This window comes from Rickettsiales bacterium Ac37b (assembly GCA_000746585.2).
GTDB lineage: Bacteria > Pseudomonadota > Alphaproteobacteria > Rickettsiales > Arcanibacteraceae > Ac37b.
This window is the reverse complement of sequence record CP009217.2, coordinates 547,122-565,189: the sequence shown is the minus strand read 5'-3', so window position 1 is coordinate 565,189 and position 18,068 is coordinate 547,122. Positions and strand designations below refer to the sequence as shown.

At 32.3% G+C, this 18,068-nt stretch carries 17 protein-coding genes; 12 read left to right on the top strand and 5 right to left on the bottom strand.

Annotated features, from left to right (window positions below):
• Positions 1-104 precede the first annotated feature (104 nt).
• From NOVO_02755 to map, 3 genes are all read right to left on the bottom strand, one after another.
• Positions 105-2,480 carry a Pentapeptide repeats containing protein gene (locus NOVO_02755; protein AIL64943.1) on the bottom strand — a complete coding sequence of 792 codons (2,376 nt, stop codon included), beginning with the start codon at positions 2,478-2,480 and terminating at the stop codon, positions 105-107.
• Positions 2,481-2,606: 126 nt separating this feature from the next.
• Positions 2,607-3,296, bottom strand: a complete 690-nt coding sequence (locus NOVO_02750) for a hypothetical protein (protein AIL64942.1) — start codon at positions 3,294-3,296, stop codon at positions 2,607-2,609.
• Positions 3,297-3,312: 16 nt separating this feature from the next.
• Positions 3,313-4,104, bottom strand: coding sequence for a Methionine aminopeptidase (gene map / locus NOVO_02745; protein AIL64941.1), 792 nt, complete (start codon positions 4,102-4,104; stop codon positions 3,313-3,315).
• 79 nt (positions 4,105-4,183) lie between these two features.
• Here map and yfaY point away from each other — a divergent pair, with 79 nt between their 5' ends.
• The 6 genes from yfaY (at position 4,184) to envZ (ending at position 9,529) form a co-directional block, all read left to right on the top strand.
• A complete protein-coding gene (yfaY, locus tag NOVO_02740) occupies positions 4,184-4,906 on the top strand; it encodes a CinA-like protein (GenBank protein ID AIL64940.1) in 723 nt (240 codons plus the stop codon).
• Positions 4,907-5,128: 222 nt separating this feature from the next.
• On the top strand, positions 5,129-5,377 hold the full coding sequence (locus tag NOVO_02735) for a hypothetical protein (GenBank protein AIL64939.1): 249 nt from the start codon (positions 5,129-5,131) through the stop codon (positions 5,375-5,377).
• Between the two features lie 89 nt (positions 5,378-5,466).
• Positions 5,467-5,874, top strand: coding sequence for a Ferric uptake regulation protein (gene fur / locus NOVO_02730; protein ID AIL64938.1), 408 nt, complete (start codon positions 5,467-5,469; stop codon positions 5,872-5,874).
• A 111-nt stretch (positions 5,875-5,985) separates the two neighbouring features.
• Positions 5,986-7,326 carry a (Dimethylallyl)adenosine tRNA methylthiotransferase MiaB gene (gene miaB_2 / locus NOVO_02725; protein AIL64937.1) on the top strand — a complete coding sequence of 447 codons (1,341 nt, stop codon included), beginning with the start codon at positions 5,986-5,988 and terminating at the stop codon, positions 7,324-7,326.
• A 15-nt stretch (positions 7,327-7,341) separates the two neighbouring features.
• A complete protein-coding gene (locus NOVO_02720) occupies positions 7,342-8,193 on the top strand; it encodes an EamA-like transporter family protein (protein ID AIL64936.1) in 852 nt (283 codons plus the stop codon).
• Between the two features lie 10 nt (positions 8,194-8,203).
• Positions 8,204-9,529 (top strand): Osmolarity sensor protein EnvZ, encoded by a 1,326-nt coding sequence (gene envZ / locus NOVO_02715; GenBank protein ID AIL64935.1) that lies wholly within the window; start codon positions 8,204-8,206, stop codon positions 9,527-9,529.
• A gap of 232 nt (positions 9,530-9,761) precedes the next feature.
• Here envZ and NOVO_02710 read toward each other — a convergent pair whose 3' ends face one another.
• Entirely contained in the window at positions 9,762-10,613 is an 852-nt protein-coding gene (locus NOVO_02710) for a hypothetical protein (protein ID AIL64934.1), read from the bottom strand.
• 164 nt (positions 10,614-10,777) lie between these two features.
• Complete coding sequence (locus tag NOVO_02705) at positions 10,778-11,455, bottom strand: undecaprenyl pyrophosphate phosphatase (GenBank protein ID AIL64933.1); 678 nt, start codon at positions 11,453-11,455, stop codon at positions 10,778-10,780.
• A gap of 141 nt (positions 11,456-11,596) precedes the next feature.
• Here NOVO_02705 and phnP point away from each other — a divergent pair, with 141 nt between their 5' ends.
• From phnP to tufA_1, 6 genes are all read left to right on the top strand, one after another.
• A complete protein-coding gene (phnP, locus tag NOVO_02700) occupies positions 11,597-12,397 on the top strand; it encodes a Metallo-beta-lactamase family protein (GenBank protein ID AIL64932.1) in 801 nt (266 codons plus the stop codon).
• 4 nt (positions 12,398-12,401) lie between these two features.
• The gene (gene egsA / locus NOVO_02695; GenBank protein ID AIL64931.1) at positions 12,402-13,700 is read left to right on the top strand and encodes a Glycerol-1-phosphate dehydrogenase [NAD(P)+]; all 1,299 of its coding nucleotides are present in this window, start codon (positions 12,402-12,404) and stop codon (positions 13,698-13,700) included.
• A gap of 164 nt (positions 13,701-13,864) precedes the next feature.
• Positions 13,865-14,236, top strand: a complete 372-nt coding sequence (gene rpsL / locus NOVO_02690) for a 30S ribosomal protein S12 (protein AIL64930.1) — start codon at positions 13,865-13,867, stop codon at positions 14,234-14,236.
• Positions 14,237-14,265: 29 nt separating this feature from the next.
• On the top strand, positions 14,266-14,736 hold the full coding sequence (gene rpsG, locus NOVO_02685) for a Ribosomal protein S7 (protein ID AIL64929.1): 471 nt from the start codon (positions 14,266-14,268) through the stop codon (positions 14,734-14,736).
• Positions 14,737-14,754: 18 nt separating this feature from the next.
• Complete coding sequence (gene fusA, locus NOVO_02680; GenBank protein ID AIL64928.1) at positions 14,755-16,836, top strand: Elongation factor G; 2,082 nt, start codon at positions 14,755-14,757, stop codon at positions 16,834-16,836.
• A 31-nt stretch (positions 16,837-16,867) separates the two neighbouring features.
• A complete protein-coding gene (gene tufA_1, locus NOVO_02675; GenBank protein ID AIL64927.1) occupies positions 16,868-18,067 on the top strand; it encodes an Elongation factor Tu in 1,200 nt (399 codons plus the stop codon).
• Position 18,068 lies beyond the last annotated feature (1 nt).

Genomic DNA, 18,068 nt, shown 5'->3' with positions numbered 1-18,068 from the left:
TTTTTTATAGTAATAAACAATAAAATACATTAAGTAAACTAAAATTCTTAATAAAGTTTGTGAATTTTATATTAATGCACATTTATAGATAATATCAACATTATTTAGTTATGATCTTTAAAAGTACTGTGAGATTTAGTGTGTTCCGGAGTAAAATGGTCTTGCCATTTGTGTAACTCCTGTGAAGAAGACTTATTTTTAATCTTTGCTTCGATGTTTTCTTGCTCTTTTAGCTCTTTATCATGGTTCTGAAGTTCTGCTTCTTTGACCTTAATATCTTGTTCTAAATCTTTAGTTGCATATTTAACAAATTTTTCAGCTCCGAATATATCAGATAACGTACTAGTTAAGCCAAAACTAAACCCTAATTTATTATGCATTAGTCTATCTATAGCGATAGCAGCTGAAAATACAGATACTAACGGTACAGCAATTGCAGCAGTTGTAGCTATCACTGTGGCTGCAAGTGCTGTAGGTAAGGCTATATTAGCGATAGCAATTACTACAATTGGTAGGGCTATTGCACCCAGTACTAGTCCTATAGCATATCTATCGTAGATTTTTTTCACTTTTTTTGCCAGAAGTTGTTCGGATTGTATATTACTATAAGTGTATTGCTCTTCACTAGATATAGTTTTAGAAAAGTCAGTATTTTCTATATAAGGTTCTTGACCTTCTTCATAAAAAAGTCCTGCTAAATCTGCATTTTCTAAATTAGTTTCATATATAGTAGCATAGCTAATGTCTGCTTTTAATCTAGCGTTATTAAACTTGGCTCTTGTTAAGTTTGCTTCTCTTAGTCTTGTACCGATTAGAGATGTACAATTTAATTCTGCTTCGGTAAAATCAGAGCCTGAAAAGTCACTATATGATAAATCACTCTGCTCAAGATTAGCACCATTATACTGAGAATTTCTGCTAAAAGTATAAGCAAGATTTATTCCTTTTGCTTGTAGTTTGGAAGCTTTAATGCTTGATAACCATGCGCCTGCAAAGTTTGTTCTATGAGCGCTAGCGCCTTTTATATTGATACCTTCAGCTTCTATATTTATTGCAATTGAATCGTCAAAATGCGCGCCAGAAGCATCTACATTATTTAGTTTAGCTGCGGTAAGGTCAGAATTTTTTAAAGATGCATCGCTTAAATAAGTTTTATCTTCTCGAAAGAAGAAACGTTTTACACTAGAAAAATCAGTACCCGATAAATTACAATTATTTAGGCTTATATGTCTTAAGTTGGCGCCATTGAATTTCGTATAAGCAAAATTACAACTATCAAAATTAGTAAATGAGAGGTTCATATATGAAAGATCTAGGTTTGATAAATCTGGAATAAAATGGCTCTCTTTTTCAGAAATTTTATGAGTCTTAATAATGAATGATTTAAAACTAGGTAGTTTTTGTTCTTTAGTATCCTGTGGTAATAAATTTCTACAGTATATGGCATAGTTCTCTACATCTTCAATACCATATTTTTTATAAACAGCTATAGACTCAGCTTCTTCATGAGTAGAGCCTTTAATATAATTAGGGTCAAATATAGGACTTTTAATAGTGAAATTATGTTCAGGCGTTTTGAGATTAATCTCTTGTGATAATACCCCAGTCTTAACTGCTTGATTTATAGTACCCTTATTATCTCCACTTACGCTAAGTTTGGGACTGATAAATTGAACCTTTCCTTCTGCCATTATCGAAGTGAATTGACTACCGATGTTATTTATAGTACTGAGATTAGTGCCTCGTAAATCCGGGCTCTTTAAAGTACAATTTTGAAACAAAGTTTGAGTAAAATAACAATCTCTTAATATGATATTGTCAATTTCTCCTTTAAATGTACAATTTTCAAAAATTGATCCACTGAAATCTGTGTTGCTAAATCTTGCGTCCAGAATTCTTTCATTGTTATCTAGAGAAAAATCAGCTATAAGCACTGTTCCTTCAGGATAATAATGCCTTAGTATATGAGCTAAATAATTATTTAAACTTCCCTGAGCCACTTCTTTGCCGTTATTACGAAGAGTAATATATTGTTCCAATTGCTGATTAGTAACTTTAATTTTAGCGACTTTAGATTGTGTTGGGTCATATATAGCATCAATCAGATTACATTTTTTAAAAATTTCAGATTTGAGTATAATATTTCCAAGATTAGTACCAGTGAGATCGATATGATTAGTAAAACTACTTCTTTCAAGATTACATCCTGTTAAATTTGCCTGTCTTAATAACACATATTTGCCATTAAACTCTACACCTTGTAGAATAGTATGAGATAAATCGGCGCCTGTTAGATCAATTGTATGATCTTTATCAAATTTGATATTTCCTAAATTAGCCCTAACTGATACCTTTTCCTGATTTTTGTATTCGCTATTTTCTTGTAAATATTCATTAAAGCTAATTTTTACACCGCTGCGTAGTGTATTCATATAGTTTTGTAAATCTTCAAAAGAAGCTGTATATTCAATAATTTTCATAATTGCTTTACTACATAAGTATTATCAACAATACTTATTATATTATTGAAAAGTAAAGATTTTACTAAAATCTAAGAGTTGTTGTAAAGTAATTATATCTCTTAATATCTCTAAATAATAATGAGTTTATAATAAACCGTTTGCTTTAAAGCTATAATGATTCTTATTACTAATAATAACATGATCATGGATTGTGATATCCATTAATAATGCGCTTTGTAATAATTGTTTGGTGACCTCTATATCTTCTTTAGAGGGTTTAATATTACCGCTTGGATGGTTATGTACGAGTATTAATGATGATGCCCCTAAAGAGAGGGCCCTTTTAAGAATTTCTCTAGGATATATCTGTATATGATTTACTGTGCCATGCTCTTGTAACTCATCAGCTACAATCATATTTTTTACATCTAAGAATAATACTCTAAATTGCTTGATCTTGATATGTCCCATGGTTGCTCTACAGTAATCTAAAAGATTTTTCCATGATTCCAATATAGGCCTGGTTGTCATATCTTCTTTGACTAATCTTATGGCTGTTTCTTGTACAAGTTTGAAAGTTGTAATAACGTTTGCACCTATCCCCTTTACATTTAATAAAGAATTTTGATCAGCAGTTAACACTTGGGCAAGACTACCATAAGTATTGATCAGAGATTTAGCTAATGGTTTTTGGTCGCTGCGTGGTTTCGCTAGGCAAAGTAGCAATTCTAGAATTTCGTAATCAGGTAAGGCACCACTATTTGAAGATAAAAAGCGTTTTTTTAATCTTTCTCTATGACCATAATAATGAGGAACAGATTCTATATCAGACATAACATACGTTATATATTTATACTTTGAAAGGAGGACAATATAAACCTTTTGGGGATAAAGTAAAGATTTCATAACCATCTTTAGTGACGCCAAGTGTATGTTCAAATTGTGCAGAAAGAGATCTGTCTCGCGTTGTCACAGTCCATCCATCCTGATTGTTTAGTTTTGTCTCAGGTTTACCTGCATTGATCATTGGCTCAATAGTAAAAAACATTCCCTCTTCCAGTACTAATCCCTTGCCCTTTTTGCCATAATGCAGAATATTTGGTGAGCCATGAAAAACACGTCCTATGCCATGTCCACAATAATCACGTACTACAGAGTAATTATGTTTTTCGGCATAAGTTTGTATGGCATATCCTATATCTCCAAGAGTAGCTCCTGGTTTTACCTGTTCTATGCCCAACATCATTGAATCATAAGTGATTTGTGTAAGGCGCTGAGCTTTGATAGATGGTTCTCCAACCCAGTACATACGGCTAGTATCACCATACCACCCGTCTAATATAACAGTAATATCTATATTTAATATATCGCCTGCAATTAATTTCCTCTCATCAGGAATGCCATGACAGATTACATGGTTGATAGAAGTGCATATTGATTTAGGAAAGCCTCTATAATTTAAGGGAGCTGGTATCGCACCGTTTTCAACTATCTTATTATGACATAAATTATTCAATTCTAAAGTAGTAACTCCTGGTACTACAAATTCAGTAATATAATCTAAAACTTCAGCGGCAAGCTTTCCAGCATTACGCATTGATATAAAATCGCTCTGATTATGAATAGTAATATCTTTATCCATTGACCAATAATACCTCTATTATATAATTTACTATATAATATAATACATAATATAATAAATGGTAGTATAATTTACAATAATGACAAATATTACAGCAGCAATTATCATAATAGGCAATGAAATATTATCTGGTAACACTATTGATGCCAATACTAGCTTTCTGGCAGTGCACTTAAATAAATTAGGTATTAAGGTTATGGAAGTTCGTATCATTCCAGATATACATGAGGAAATTGTACGTCATATAAATGAAATCCGTAGTAAATATAATTATATATTTACTACAGGAGGTATAGGTCCTACACATGATGACATTACGGCTTTAGCTATTGCAAAGGCTTTTGGTGTGGAATTAGAGTTAAATGAAGAGGCTCTTGTATATTTAAAAGAAATATATGATGAATGGGAGTTAACACCACCAAGATTAAAAATGGCCTATATTCCTGAAGGAGCTTCTTTAATTCCTAATGTAATTAGTAAGGCGCCAGGTTTTATTATAGAAAATGTTTATGTCATGGCTGGTATACCAAAAATTATGTACGCTATGTTTGAGGCGATTAAGGATGATCTCATGCATGGGAAAGAAATTTTATCTACTACAATTACTGTTATAGTTGGAGAAAGTATTATTGCTGAAAAATTATCTTCAATACAAGACATGTATCCAGACGTGGAAATTGGGAGTTATCCTATTAATACAGATAATAAATGGGTTACTAATATAGTATTGCGTGCTACGGATGCTAATAAATTAACTCATGTTTCTAATAAGTTAAGAACACTGTTAGATGACTTTTTATAAATTATTTTCAAGCTTGTACTAGCAAATTAATAAAATTTGTTTTATATATTTCTTATAAAAAATTTGTTAGGTAAAAATATACATCTAAATTTCTATAGTTTAAATAAAATACTCTAGCTTTATATATTATTTGTAATTAGTAAGTATGTTTTTGCTTGACTGTTATAGAGAATCTAAGCCAATTTTAGGTTAATTTACTATAAATATTACGTGAGGGTAAATATGGAGAATAATGTGGAATCAATTTCTTCGAATCATTTGAAACAAATTGTAGAAAAAATTGAAAGAATTGAAGAAGATAAAACTAATATTATGGAAGATATTAGAAATGTGTACGCAGAAGCAAAGGCTTCAGGATTTGATAGTAAAATCATACGTCAAATAATCAAACTACGTAAAATGGCTAAGGCAGATCGTGAAGAACAAGAGGAATTATTAGAATTGTATAAAAGCGCTATAGGTATGCTATAACTATCATATGTTTTATGTGTTTATTATTATGTTATTATGTATTAGTATATAATTAAAATTGGATAATAGGTTTAAATAGTAGGTTTTGGGTGTCTAAAATAGAAGAGCTATGTATTACAAAAGGGATTAAAATGACGGAGCAACGCAGAGTAGTAGCAACTGTCATTTCACAGTCCGATGATCATCCAGATGTAGAAGAACTATATAATCGTGCTGTAAAAATTGATCCTAATATTAGTATACCTACGGTGTATCGTACGGTGAGATTATTTGAAGAAATGGGAATTATTGAAAAACATGACTTTAAAGATAATCGTGCACGTTATGAAGGCGCTAGAGAGGAAAAGCATTATCACTTAATAGATCTAAAAACTGGTAAAGTAATAGAATTTAAGAGTGAAGAAATTGAAAAACTTAAGCAAAAGATTGCGCATCAATTAGGATATGAATTAATCGATGACAGATTAGAATTATATGGTATACCTTTGAAAGAATAAATATAAGGTAGGTATTTGCTTAAAACAAATCTTCGTAAATTATAAATCATGCTTATCAATAATATAATTTGTCAAGACTTATAAAGAAATAAATAAATAATGGAAACATTCATGATTGAAAATAAAAAACTCTATATAAAAACTTATGGATGTCAAATGAATGTTTATGATTCGGCAAAAATGGTAGATTTGCTGAAACCTTTAGGTTTTTTGACAGTAGAATCTATGGAAGATGCAGATATGGTAATTTTAAATACTTGTCATATCCGAGAGAAAGCATCAGAAAAGCTTTACTCTGAATTAGGACGAATCAGAGCAGTAAAAAATGCTAAGCAAAAATTAGATGAACATTTAGTAATTTGTGTAGCAGGATGTGTAGGTCAGGCTGAAGGTGAAGAGATTTTTTCAAGGGCACCATATGTTGATATAGTCGTAGGGCCACAATCTTATCATACCTTACCTCAATTACTTAGAGGTGTTGCTCATCAGAAAAAATGGTTGTTAAATTTAGACTTTCCTGAAATTTCCAAGTTTGATACTCTGTCTGAAGAGTCTGGTTCACAAGGAATATCTGCGTTTCTTACCATACAAGAAGGTTGTAATGAATTCTGCAAATTTTGTGTGGTGCCTTACACCAGAGGAGCAGAATTTTCGCGTCCCGTATCTGCTATTTTTAGAGAAGCTGTAAAATTAGTAGAGCAAGGAGCGCTAGAAATTACTTTATTAGGACAAAATGTAAATGCCTATAATGGTGTAGGCATAAATAATGAAGAAAGTGACTTAGGCCAGTTAATTAAAATTTTAGCTAAAATAGATGGTTTAAAACGAATACGTTATACAACTTCTCATCCCCGTAGTATGCATGATAGCTTATTTGATGCTCATGCAAATGAAGAAAAATTAATGCCATTCCTTCATTTACCTATTCAATCTGGCTCAGACAGAATGCTTTCTGCTATGAATAGGAAACACAGTGTTGAATATTATCTTAATATTATTAGGAGATTGAGATTATATCGGAAAGACATTCGTATATCATCAGATTTTATAGTGGGATATCCAGGGGAAACTGACGAGGATTTTCAGCAAACTCTTGAATTAATTGAAGAAGTAAATTACGCTAGCTGTTACTCGTTTAAATATAGTCCACGCCCAGGTACGCCAGCTGCACAGTTAAGCAATCAAGTACCAGAAGAAATAAAATCAGAAAGATTAGCTAAATTGCAGGCACTTACTAATAAGCAGCAAGAAGAATTTAATCGTAGTTCTATAGGCACAATAACAGAAGTATTATTTGATCGTGAGGGTAGGCATGCAAATCAAATTATAGGTAAAACTCCTTATATGCAGCCTGTATATATGAATGATAATAGTTATTTTGGTAAAATAGCAAAGGTGCTTTTAACCAATCTTTCTTCTAATAGTTTGTTAGCTACTATCTATGAAGAATAAAAATTAGAGGTTTTTATGGAAACACAGTTACGGGGAATCAAATGGATGCTTCTTGCTTCATTTACCTTAAGTGTGATATCTATTATTATGAACAAAGCCGAGCTTACTATTAATCTTGTACAATCATATTTTCTTATGTGTATCACTATTACAGTTATTACAGCTGGTTTAATGCTCCTAAAGAAAGAATCTTTTTATACCCATTTTATCACGTCTTACACAATACGCGCTCTTTCTACAGCTTCTAGTATGATGTTATGGTTTTACGTGCTTAAGCTATTACCGGTGAATGAATTAACTGCTATTAGTTACATGACTCCACTACTGAATGTTATGGCAGGGGTAGTAATTTTTAAAGAGTATATTACCATGAAAAGGGTAATGGCTGTTTTGATAGGTTTTATAGGTGTATTAATTATTATAAGGCCTGTATTTTCAGGAGAAGTTTATTCCTATAGTATGGCTATTCTAACAGTGATAATTTGGGTATTAGGGGATGTATTAATTAAGGCACAAACTCACCAGGATACAACTTTAATGCAGATTTTTTATGTTTATTTAACTATTTCTTTACTGCTATTACCCATTGTCATTTTTCAATGGCAAATTCCTACAGTGAAGGATATGGTATATTGTTTATTAGTAGGATTACTGCAATTTATAAATTTTTATGCTGTATTTAAAGCCTATAAATATAGTGCTTTATCTATAGTAGTGCCTTTTGATTTTTCTCGTATGTTATTTACATTAAGTATTACTTATATAATATTTGGTGAAAGGATTAGTATTACTGCTTTTGTTGGAGCTTTACTAATCATGATTGCAACTGTTTATCTAACAAAAAATTTAAAGAGGATCTATTTATAGAGCAGAATGCATGTATAAAACTATAAAATTTTTACGTGATCGCCTAATACCAGATACATTACTAGCAAGATTATTAATGATTTTGGTGATACCTACAGCTTTAACGCAAATTGTTGCTGCTTATATATTTTATGAAAGACATTGGAGTGATGTAAGTGAAAAAATATTAAACTCTATTGCAGGAGATGTAGTTATGGTAGCGCATTTTATGGAAAATAGTGAATTCCTTGATAGAGAGAAGATTATTACACTAGCACATGATAACATGCGTTTAGATATACAATATCGTTTAGGTAAAATGAATATTAGGAGTGGTTATAAAGGTGAAGAAAAATTATCTTTATTATATACAGTAATTACTAATAGGCTGAAGAAGAAAACTAACATAGAATATGCTAATATCACAGGAGACATAAAAGTTACCATACAATTAAGCAGAGGTTATATAATTGTTAATATACCGAATAAAAGATTTTCTACACCAACAACATATATCTTTATCTTGTGGATGACAGGCACAGCTTTTATTTTAACTGTTATTGCTACTATTTTTTGTCGTAACCAAGTACGCTCTATTACTAAATTATCTAAAGTTGCAGACGATTTTGGTAAAGGGTTTAAATCAAGTTATTTTAAGCCAACCGGTGCATTGGAAGTAAGAAGAGCTGGGGGAGCTTTTTTACAAATGCAAGAGAGGATTATACGGCAAATTAATCAACGTACAGAAATGCTTGCGGGTGTATCGCATGATCTACGTACACCTTTAACTCGTATGAAGTTGCAGCTTGCTATGCTTGAACCTAGTCAGGAAATTAGGGAGTTAGAGCACGATATTAATGATATGGAGTATATGATTCAGCATTATATAGATTTTGTTCAAGGTGAGGGGACAGAAAAAGTACAGTATGTCTGTATATCAGATTTATTAATACAAATTGTTAATTTTTATAATGTCCAGAAAATTAGCGTTATATCAAATATAGAAGCTAATATTATGATTAATTTAAAAGTTAATATTTTTAAAAGAGCTATAATAAATGTTATAGAAAATTCTGTATTATATGCAAAAAATCAGGTGAAAATCTCATTAATGACTTTAAAAGAAGAACTTATTATTACCATTGAAGATGATGGTCCTGGGATTCCAGCTGATAAGCGTGATATGGTGTTTAAACCATTTTATCGTTTAGATCATTCTCGTAATTTAAATATAAATGGGGTAGGGCTAGGTTTATCTATAGTACGTGAAGCTGTGAATGGTCATGGTGGACAGATAGAGCTTACAGACTCTGAATCGCTTCATGGATTAAAAACTATTATAACTTTGCCTTTATAATTTTTCAATATTGAGGGTTCTTAGCACCTATGGGACTGTTAACAAAGTCTTTATTAGCAATCTTTTGATCTAATTTTATTCTATATTTCGGTAATTTTTTTGCTAATATTACCAATATTAGCTGCAAAAATTCACTTATATACTCTAAAATTACCTCCAAAATCTTATCTAAAAATATTTTGTTAACAGTCCCATAGTAAAGTGCTTAGAAATCCGCATCAAAGCATATATTTTATCTTTCTTTTTTACTTTCTTGTTTTCGGGCATTAGGTAGAGAAGTTTTTGAAATATTATCACTTAATTCTGTATTTTTAATAATATTTTCTGCTTGTTCACGATCTTTTAATGATATAGCACTTATATCATTACTATATTGTTTCTTATTGTTCTGTTGTTGAGGAGTATTATTATCTTCTGGAACAGACTTTATATCTTGTTGAAATAACTTCTTAAATTTTTGCCATCCTTCAATTATAGGAGGAATTGCCATTTCTCCTATTTCAGCTCCTATTCTATTTCCATAAAAAGCAAGAAATGGTGCTGCCATAGGAGCTATAGGTCCGAGCATTAAAGATAAACCCCCGCCTATGACTAAACCAAGAGTGCCTCCTATTGTTCTATCTAGACTCTCCAAACGTTTGTGAACAAAATCTTTAATGCGGTCTGTAAAAGTACCTTCGGATAACCCACGCATACCAGCTTCTATAGTATTGCCAGCATACATACCAGCAAAATAGCCAGCAATTGCTAAAGCTGGGACTGCTATAGGAGCTAAGGGTCCCATAGCAAGACCTGCAGCAATACCAAGTCCTACACCTGTTGCGGCTCCCAATATTGCACCACCACCATTAGTTTCCTGTTGTTTATTCTTTTCATTGGAGCTTGTGGGGGGAGCTGAAGTAATATCTGCTATATCGTTGGAATTTTTTCCACCTATATGAACTGTATCAAGCTTTTTAGTGCTACCTATATGTATAACATCAGGTTGAGTTTTACGACGCTTTTCTTCTTCTAAATCTGTCTCTTCGATAGATGTTGCTGTAATACCTTGTGATGTGGAATTGTTGTTTGAATCTTTAGACATATAAATATTTTCATATTGGTTAAAGAATTTTTATACTATTAAGAATTGATTATAACATTTGATTTGTTAAAAAGCCACTAAAATATAAAGATGTTAATCTTTGAAGATATTATTAATAACTTCTATAACTATATGTATAATTTATCTAATATAAACCATGTGTCTTAATTAATATTAATAATTTTATTATTTATATATCCACATAGATAAGAAAAAACATATCTACATGCCTTAGTTATAAGGTAACCAAATATATAGCCTCCAATCAAATCAACAGGGAAATGTACGCCTAAAGACATACGTGATATACCAACAGTAATAACTAATAGGGCTGCTAGATATTTTGTATAATAATTTAATAGAGGCCATATGGAAGTAGCTAGTATCATTGCAAAGGTGGAATGCATGCTAGGAAAACTTCCATCCAATTTATGACAACGATTTTGTATAATATCTGCAGGAGTTTGATTAAAATAAGCAATAATGTTAACGTTCTTTAAAAAACATAAAGGCCTTGGAAATTCCAAAGCATATTTGTGTTTTATAACATAACCTATGGAGGCTGCTATTATAGAAGCAATGATAGTAAGTAATATGCTATAAATATATTGATTTGATAGATAATAAATTATATTATTTTTTGTTAGCGTAGATTTGTTATAATACAAATAAATAACTAGGATAATTAATAGTAAACTAAGGAAATTTATAAAATTAAAAAATATACTGGTAATAACCATAATTGTGCTATATACAGGATTCTCAGTAAATAAACTATTAAAAAAATAAAAAATATCAAAATTTAATGATCCCCAATTATATAAAACTTCTTTAATACCCATGAATTCTCCTACTATTAAATTTAAAAATAATATTACATACTGAGTTTAATTTTGCAATGTATTTATAAACATATTAATATTTCATGAGGTATATATTTAATTGGAGTAAATAAATATTTATTTAATATTATATAAGTAAGTATGTTAGTATTATTATTTTGGAAAAATACAATTATGTTAAAAATAGTAATTTTAGGCTGCGGGTCTTCAGCTGGCGTACCTGTTATAGGTTGCAAATGTAACATTTGTATTTCAGAAGAAAAGCGCAATAAGAGGACACGTTCTTCTATTTTAATAGTTAGTGATAATGGAAATATCCTTATAGATACCTCGCCGGATTTGCGTTATCAAGCTCTTGCCAATAACATAAATAGCATTAGTGCGATATTGTATACCCATTATCATGCAGATCATGTTAGCGGTATAGATGATTTGAGATCTTTTAATTATATATCTAAAGGCCCCTTGCCTATTTATGCCGACAAAGAAACTTTATGTTCTTTGCAATCAAAATTTTCTTATGCTTTTTTTAATGAATATGAGACATTAAATTGGTATAAACCTTCATTAATTGTGAATGAAATAACAAATGGAAAAGATTTTTTAGTTAATGGACTAAAAATTACCCCATTTAAGCAGGCACATGGTAATATTTCCAGTTTAGGATTTAAGTTTGGAAATATGGCATATTCTACAGATGTAAATTTTTTATCAGATGATGTTATTGGGCTTTTAAAAGGCATAAAGATATGGGTTGTAGACTGTTTAGGTTATAAGCCTTCAAAGTCACATGCACATCTGGATTTGGTATTATCATGGGTTGAAAAAATTAATCCTCAAAAAGTAATTTTAACTCATATGGGGCATGAAATTGATTATATAGCATTAAAGAAAAAGCTACCTAATTTCATTGAACCTGCGTATGATGGTATGATAATTTAGTATTATGCATGAATGTGTTCAAAAAGCTTTTAACGTAATTGATGGATTTCTTTCTGGATTCAAAGGCTCTCGTAATGATGAATTGTCTCTATATAAAATTTATATTAAGCAAAATCTTTTGAATGAAATAGGAGATATACTTTTAGAACTTCCTTATTTAGGAGAAAAAATTGTAGTAGTGAGTGATGAAAATACTTATAATGTAGCTGCATATAGGATCTGTAAAGCGTTAAGTATAAAAAAAATCACTTCTGTTATACTGCCTGCTAATGTTAAACCTACTATGGATGTAGTGCATAAATTACAAAAGAGAATTCAAGGAATGCATAGCCTTATTGGGGTTGGTAGTGGAACAATCAATGATTTATGTAAGTATATTTGCTATTTGGAAAAAAAGCCATATATTTTATTTGCCACTGCTCCATCAATGAATGGTTATTGTAGCGCAAATGTTTCTATTATTGTTGATGGTTATAAGCAAAGTTTAATAGCAACCTTACCTACAGTGATAATGTGTGATTTAGATATTTTATCTAAAGCACCTTTACGCTTAATACAAAGTGGAATAGGCGATTCTTTATGTAGATCAACTTGTCAGGCGGATTGGCTCATGTCTCATTTGTTATTTAATACAACATACAGTAAAATACCTTTTGAGTGGATTCAAGGATTAGAATTAATATTATGGGATAATATTGAGGAAGTGATTAATGGTTCGGTTGAATTGATACAAATATTAATGTTAATACTTATTTTATCTGGTATTGGTATGTATATGGCTAAAGGTAGTTATCCTGCTAGTCAGGGCGAGCATTTAATTGCTCATTTACTTGAATTAAAATATCCACATAACTATCATGGTGAACAAATAGCCGTGACTACAATTTTTATGGCAGAGTTGCAAGAATATTTATTGAATAAAGATAAAATTACTATTTATCCTGATAATATACATGAAACAGATATAAAAAAGCGTTTTGGCAAAAAATTAGGTAAAAAATACTTTGCTGAAATAAACGATAAATTTTTATCAAGTGTACAAGCGGAGAAAGTTCAGAGTAACATAAAAATGAAATGGTATGATATAAAAGACACAATAAGGAAAAATTATATATGTAGTATAAGATTAAAAAAAATATTATCTAATGCTAAAATGGCAGATAATTATAAAACAATAGGTTGGAAGTATAATGATTACACTGATGCAATTTTATATAGTGCATTTATTAGAAATAGAATAACTTTCTTAGATTTAGCAAGATATTCTAGGTGTTTAGAAGAGTTTGTGAGAAAAATTTTATAAAGAAAATTGTATGTCAAAAATAAGATAAATTAAAATATATTAAAAAAAAGAAAAATTTATCTTGACGATTTCATTGGTAGTTATTAAACTGCGCCATTCTTGCATTTTTATAAGAGAACGTATTGGTATCTAAATCAGATTTTTTTAGTGTTAGGAGTGAATTAATGACCACTATAAACCAATTGGTACGTAAGCCAAGAGAAAAACAGATAAAGAGGAATAAGGTTCCTGCTTTAGAAGGGTGCCCACAAAAGAGAGGTGTGTGTATTCGTGTATATACAACAACGCCAAAGAAACCTAACTCAGCTTTACGTAAAGTGGCACGTGTTAGATTAACAAATGGTTTTGAGGTAATAACATACATTCCTGGAGAAGGTCATAATTTACAAGAACACTCTGTAATTTTACTTAGAGGTGGTCGTGTAAAAGATTTGCCGGGTGTAAGATATCATACAATTAGAGGTGCATTGGATACTCAAGGAGTAAAAGATAGGAAGCGTAGTCGTTCCAAGTATGGTACTAAACGTCCAAAATAATAATGTTTAACAAATGATGAGAGTAATAAATGTCTAGACGTCGTGCAGCAGTTAGGCGCACTATTTTGCCTGATGCAAAATTTGGAGATTTGATATTAGCAAGATTTATAAATTGTATTATGAGATGTGGAAAAAAATCTGCAGCTGAGCATATCGTTTATAAAGCTCTTGAGATAGTTGAGAAAAAATCAAAGCAAAATGCGTTAGAATTTTTTCATGAAGTAATTAAGGCAGTTAGGCCTGTTATTGAAGTTAGATCTCGTAGAGTTGGAGGTGCAACTTATCAGGTTCCAGTTGAGGTACGAGATATAAGGGCTATTGCGTTAGCTATTCGTTGGATTATTGCAGCTGCGGGTAAGCGTCCTGAAAAAACTATGGAAGAAAAGCTGGCTGGAGAGTTTTTTGATGCGTACAACCAGCGCGGTTCTGCTATCAAAAAGCGTGAGGATACGCATAAAATGGCTGAAGCTAATAAGGCATTTTCACATTATAGATGGTAAGATTAAGGGAATAAATTTATGGTAACTCGTACTACTCCTCTAGCAGATGTTCGTAATATAGGTATTTGCGCTCATATAGATGCTGGTAAAACTACTACTACTGAGCGTATTTTGTATTATACGGGTAGATCTTACAAAATAGGTGAAGTACATGAAGGTACTGCTACTATGGATTGGATGCCTCAAGAGCAAGAAAGGGGTATTACTATTACTTCTGCGGCTACAACCTGTTTTTGGAATAATCATCGTATTAATATTATTGATACGCCTGGACACGTTGATTTTACTATAGAGGTAGAGCGTTCATTGCGAGTATTGGATGGTGCAGTTGCTGTATTTGATGGAGTTGCAGGTGTAGAGCCTCAGTCTGAGACTGTATGGAGGCAAGCTGATAAATATAATGTGCCTCGAATATGCTTTGTAAATAAAATGGATCGTATTGGTGCTGATTTTTTCCGTTGTGTAGAAATGATAAAGGATAGGTTAGGTGCTAGACCTATAGTAATGCAATTACCTATAGGGATAGAAGATTCATATATAGGTATTGTAGATTTAGTAAAAATGCAAGCTATAATCTGGGAAAGTGAGAATTTAGGGGCAAATTTTCATTATGAAGACATTCCAGATAATTTAAAAGAGCAAGCTGCTGAGTATCGTGAAAAGCTTTTAGATATGGTAGTGGAATTTGATGATAAGATAATGGAAGCTTATTTGGGTGGTGTAGAGCCTAGTGAAGAAGAGCTTAAAAGATGTATTAGAAAGGGAGCCATTGATGGTTCATTCTTTCCAGTATTTAATGGTAGCGCTTTTAAAAACAAAGGTGTACAGCCTTTGTTAGATGCTGTTGTAGACTTTTTACCTAGTCCTGCTGATGTACCTAATGTAAAAGGGGTGAATCCCGATAATTTAGATGAAATTATAGAAAGAAAAAGCGAGGACTCTGAACCTTTTTCTGCTTTGGCATTTAAGGTTGTGAATGATCCATTTGTAGGATCTTTAACTTTTGTGCGTGTTTATTCTGGTGTTTTAGCTGCAGGAATTAGCGTATTGAATAGTAATAAAGATACAAAAGAACGTATAGGCCGTATGTTATTAATGCATGCTAACAATAGGGAGGATATTAAAGAGGCGTACGCTGGTGATATAGTTGCTTTAGCTGGTCTTAAATCTACTACTACTGGAGATAGTTTGTGTGTGACGACTAATCCTATAATTTTAGAGCGCATGGAATTCCCTAAGCCTGTGATTGAAATCGCTATAGAGCCTAAAAGTGTAGCTGATCGTGATAGAATGGGTATTGCCCTCGCCAGATTAGTTGCAGAAGATCCTTCTTTACATGCTACTGTTGATGAGGAAAGTGGGCAGACAATATTAAAAGGTATGGGAGAATTACACCTTGAAATTATTGTTGATAGGATGAAGCGAGAATTTAAAGTAGAGGCAACAAAAGGTGCTCCTCAAGTGGCTTATCGTGAAACGATTACTAAGGTGGCAGAAGTTGACTATACACATAAAAAACAATCTGGTGGTGCTGGTCAATTTGCGCGAGTAAAAATTATATTTGAGCCTCTTGAGCCTGGTTCGGATTTTCAATTTGAAAGTAAAATTGTAGGTGGATCTGTGCCAAAAGAATATATACCAGGTGTTGAAAAAGGGTTAATGAGTGCTAAAGAAACAGGGGTAGTTGCTGGATTTCCAATGATAGATTTTAAGGCTATTTTGATTGATGGAGCCTTTCATGATGTAGATTCTAGTACTTTGGCTTTTGAGATAGCTGCTAAAGCCGCATTCCGTGAGGGGATTGTTAAGGCTCAGCCCAAATTATTAGAACCAATTATGAAAGTAGAAGTGGTAACGCCTGACGAATATATGGGAGATATTATAGGTGATTTAAATAGTAGGCGTGGACAAATTATGGGCATGGAACCGCGTGGAAATGCGCAGGTAATTAATGCTATGGTGCCTCTTGCTCAAATGTTTGGTTATGTGAATGTTTTAAGATCAATGTCGCAAGGTCGTGCTCAGTATACTATGATTTTTTCTCATTATGATCAGGTACCTCAGCAAGTGGCTGATGAAATAAAGGCAAAATTAGGATAATAAATAATTAATATTGGGAGGAGTAAATTTTATGGCAAAGGCAAAATTTGAGAGAAATAAGCCGCATTGTAATATAGGTACAATAGGTCACGTGGATCATGGTAAGACGTCATTAACAGCAGCAATAACAAAAGTATTATCTGAAGATGCGAGTATAGGTTCAGCGAGCTATGCGGCATATGATTCGATAGACAAGGCGCCAGAAGAAAGAGCAAGAGGAATAACAATTAGTACAGCGCATGTAGAGTATGAAACAAAGAATAGGCACTATGCGCATGTAGACTGTCCTGGTCACGCAGATTATGTAAAGAATATGATTACAGGAGCTGCTCAAATGGATGGAGCGATATTAGTAGTGTCAGCAGCTGATGGTCCTATGCCTCAGACAAGAGAGCATATATTATTAGCGAGACAGGTAGGAGTTCCAGCGTTAGTAGTTGCGCTAAATAAAGTAGATATGGTAGAGGATGAAGAGTTATTAGAATTAGTTGAGATGGAAGTTAGAGAATTATTGAGTTCCTATGGATTTGATGGAGATAAGATACCTATAATAAGATGCTCAGCCTTAGCGGCATTAGAGAATACAGATAATAAGCTAGGTAAAGAAGCGATTATTGAGTTGATGAAGGCAGTAGATGAGACGATACCACAACCTGAGAGGGATATAGATAGAGCCTTCTTGATGCCAGTGGAAGATGTATTTTCGATATCTGGAAGAGGGACGGTAGTAACAGGAAGGATTGAGAGAGGAATAGTCAAGACGGGTGATGAGATAGAGATAGTAGGTTTAAAGCCGACATTAAAGACGACCTGTACAGGTGTAGAGATGTTCCGTAAGCTACTAGATGAGGGTAGAGCTGGTGATAACGTTGGGGTATTGTTGCGTGGTACGAAGAGAGAGGAAGTTCAGAGGGGTCAAGTATTGGCTAAACCAGGTACGATTACTCCGCATACAGATTTTGAGACAGAAGTATATATATTAACGGCAGAAGAGGGTGGAAGACATACGCCATTTTTCAATAATTATAGGCCGCAATTTTATTTTAGAACCACGGATGTTACGGGTACTATAGAATTGCCAGAAGATAAGAAGATGGTGATGCCAGGTGATACAGTAAAATTGAGTGTAAGTTTAATAGCGCCGATTGCTATGGATGAGGGGTTAAGATTTGCGATCAGAGAAGGTGGTAGGACTGTTGGAGCTGGTTTAGTTAATAAAATAAAAAAATAGT